We start from the raw sequence: 2,200 nt of genomic DNA, 5'->3' as shown, positions 1-2,200 counted from the left end.
GGCTTTGTGAAGTACTGAATATGTTATCATCACTATTGAGGAAGGCCTAAACATTGTATATACAGTTCGAAAATGGATTACTCGGAGGTACTACACACTCAAACTGACTGAACAAGCAAAAGAAGTTGGTGAGAATTTTATAGTGAATGGTCCGAGCAGATTATCGCCCAATAGTGTCCTCGGAGATAACGTGAAATTTAATGGCATGGAGGTACGGGGCGACGGATATTTAGAGATTGGCAACAATTTTCGTTCTGCTCCAGGTTGCGTTATAATCACGCGGAACCACAATTATGATAATGGGAGCGCAGTTCCATATGATGACACATTCGTAAGAAAAGATGTAATAATCAGAGATAACGTTTGGTTCGGAGTCAATGTGGTTGTAGTACCTGGAATCAAAATCGGAGAAGGTGCAATAGTTCAAGCTGGGTCAACCGTAGTCCAAGATGTTCCAGAAGGGGCTATTGTAGGTGGACATCCCGCAGAAGTAATTTCATACCGGGATATGGATCATTACAATAAACTTAAAAAGGAAAAAGAATTTGTATCTCCTTCTTCATAGTCAAAATTAAACCTATAAATATCCTAGATCCTCAAGCTGAGACAGATTCTCATCTGACAAATTCGTATCTGCGCCTCCTTGCTTAAGCAAATTCAGGTATTCTTCAGTAGTCTTAACTAGGTCTCTAGGTGCGTCCTGGACTGGTTCTTGGTTCATCTCCTTTAGTGTCCACTTCTCTCCTGATGTCTCAGCAACAACCTTCCAGTCATTGTCATATGCGACGACAGAGTGCTCTGATGAGCGATAACGCACCGCTTCCTTGGGAGCGTCAGGATACTTTTCAAGCGTCTCGTTTCCGCCGCCGGTCGCGGGATACTGACTCACCGCGAAAATGTCAGGTACGCAGTCACGGACAGTCTTCTCGGACACGTTTCCACCGTTGGCAACCGAAAGGATGAAATCGTAGAGGAATTCAAGGGACACCTCATCCTCGATGGTTGCGGCATCAAGCTGGGGATGCGCGACAACGAGGGGAACACGTAGAACCGCGTCGCTGATCGATGCTTCATGTCCCATACGCTGTCGGTTCATTTCGTCGGTCTCCCCGAGATTCTCACCGTGATCCGCGGTAACGATGATAAGGGTATCCTCAAGCATGCCTTGTTCATCCAGTGTCTTGTATAACTTCTTCAGGTGCTGATCAGCAGTTTCAACCTCTCCAGCGTATAAATTACGTAACGTCTCGACATCCACCTCATCGAGTTCGCCACGCGCCTTCTTCGACTCGAACTCCCAAGGTGCGGCAACCTTTTCGTTGAGACGGACGAGTTCATCATATCCGAGCTTCCGTCCAACATGTTTCTCCTGTAATGTATCTTCGGGCTTGTAGCACCTGTGAGTGTCCATATAGTTTGTAAACAGAAAGAACGGATCGCCGTCGTTGTGGCTCCGAAGCATTGAACATATAGTACGCGTGTTGTTCCCCGGCTTGTATGAGTAGTCGCTCGTTGGTGCGAAGACGGGATGTCGTATTCGTTGTAAGAACTCAAACTTGTTTGCGAGTTCGCCGCAACCGACGGCGGTGAGGTTGGCGAGACTCTTGAGGCGGTGGTCGTGTGATGGAATCTGTCTGAGCACCTGCATCAGTGCCTCCCCATGGGTTCCACCAGACTCCTGAAGTATCCACTGAGCACTTCCCGAAACATCAATTCCATTTATGTAGGGGTCACGCCCGCCTGTGTAACGAAACTCGTCAAACTCCTCGTGGAATCCAGTGCGCTGACTCGCGAAGCCGTTCGCCGAGACTCCATATGTCGCGTAACCGCTGTCAGATAGTTCCTGTACGAGTGGTGTATCGATCGAGTCGCCGAAACGGTTTGAACCGTGTTTATGTGGGTACTCACCGGTGAAGATGGATGCATGGGAGGGTAGAGACCAAGGTGATGGAGCAACAGCATTGTTAAATGACAGACTCGAAGACGCAAGTTCGTTTAGAAAAGACGCATGTTTAACGGCATAATCATACCTACACGCGTCCCAGACAACTAACAAGACATTTGGATTTTTCACTAGAGAGATATGCAGAATACCACCTTATTAAGATTAACGAACAGCATACTATTATCTCCAGTAGAATCTCACACACTCCCATAATACTCTTCTGAGATATTTTTCCTCGCTCTTCTGTAGGAGATT

At 47.0% G+C, this 2,200-nt stretch carries 2 protein-coding genes; one reads left to right on the top strand and one right to left on the bottom strand.

Annotation, left to right across the window (positions count from 1 at the left end; genetic code table 11):
* The first annotated feature begins 190 nt into the window (after window positions 1–190).
* A complete protein-coding gene (locus tag DJ69_RS08435; RefSeq protein WP_218962306.1) occupies window positions 191–565 on the top strand; it encodes an acyltransferase in 375 nt (124 codons plus the stop codon).
* Window positions 566–577: 12 nt separating this feature from the next.
* Here DJ69_RS08435 and DJ69_RS08430 read toward each other — a convergent pair whose 3' ends face one another.
* On the bottom strand, window positions 578–2,074 hold the full coding sequence (locus DJ69_RS08430; protein WP_180271765.1) for a sulfatase-like hydrolase/transferase: 1,497 nt from the start codon (window positions 2,072–2,074) through the stop codon (window positions 578–580).
* Window positions 2,075–2,200 lie beyond the last annotated feature (126 nt).

The organism is Halorubrum persicum, from assembly GCF_002727125.1.
GTDB lineage: Archaea > Halobacteriota > Halobacteria > Halobacteriales > Haloferacaceae > Halorubrum > Halorubrum persicum.
The sequence above is the reverse complement of the archived record's forward strand: the minus strand, read 5'-3'. Positions and strand labels throughout refer to the sequence as shown.